Source organism: Sphingobium sp. WR1, from assembly GCF_059693745.1.
Window position 1 is genome coordinate 1 of sequence record NZ_JCATID010000092.1, and the last position, 1,036, is coordinate 1,036.

The window sequence follows — 1,036 nt, forward strand, 5'->3', positions numbered from 1 at the left end:
ATCAGCGAGGCAAACACGACCGCTGAGCGGACCTCCAGCGACGCCGCCAGCACTACCTCGAACGCCGGCCGGGGATCGGCCACCTCGCGGTTCAGGCGGAGGCGACGGGCGATGTTCTCGACGTCGATAATGGCGTCATCGACCACTTCGCCGAGTGCGATGACGAGGCCGGCGATCACCATCACGTTGATTGTCGCACCGGACCATAGCAGCACCAGCCCCGCGCCGAGCAGCGACAGCGGGATAGCGACGAGGCTGATCGTCGCCTGTCGCCAGTCGCGAGTGAAGAGGAACAGCACCACCGCGACCAAGGCGCAGCCGATCAGGAGCGTACGGGTGAGATTGTCGATCGACCTTTCGATAAATGTCGCAGGGCGGAAGATCGTGGTGTCGACCTTCACGTCTTTCAGGCCGGGCTTCAGCTCGCCGATCGCGGCCTCGACCGCGCGGGTCAGCTCCAGCGTGTTGGCGGTGGGCTGCTTCTCGACGATCAGCATGATGCCGGGACCGTCGTCGATGATGGCGTTGCCGATCGGCGCGTTGACGCCGTCGACGACGCGGGCGACGTCGCCGATCCGGACGGGCGCTTCGCCTGCCTGCTTGACGATCGCCTGGGCCAGCTCGCCGGCGCTCTGCACCGTGCCGGCCTGCTGGACGGCGAACCGCTGGTTTGGCGTATCAACAAACCCGCCGCCCCCGACCAGCACGGCGTCTCCCGCCGCAGCGCGCACCTCGGTTAGCGTAACGCCGGCGGCGCGCAGTCGATCGGGATTGACCAGCACCTGTAGCTGCCGATCGCGCTGGCCCCATACGGCGACATTGGCGACGCCGGGCACGGCCATCAGGCGCGGACGAATGTTCCAGCGCACCAGCTCGGAGAGCTGCATCTGATCGAGTTTCGCCGACGACAGGCCGATCTTCATCGCGCGACTGGTGGAGGACAGGGGCGGCATCAGCACGGGTTGTTGCGCCGCGAGCGGCAGGCGCGGTTGAACCTGGGCGATCCGCTCGCCGACCATCTGGCGGGCGCGGATCA

At 67.5% G+C, this 1,036-nt stretch carries 1 protein-coding gene; it reads right to left on the bottom strand.

The features are described from left to right. The coding region (locus AC58EF_RS28535; RefSeq protein ID WP_497279737.1) for an efflux RND transporter permease subunit at positions 1-1,036 on the bottom strand (1,036 nt) is incomplete at both ends.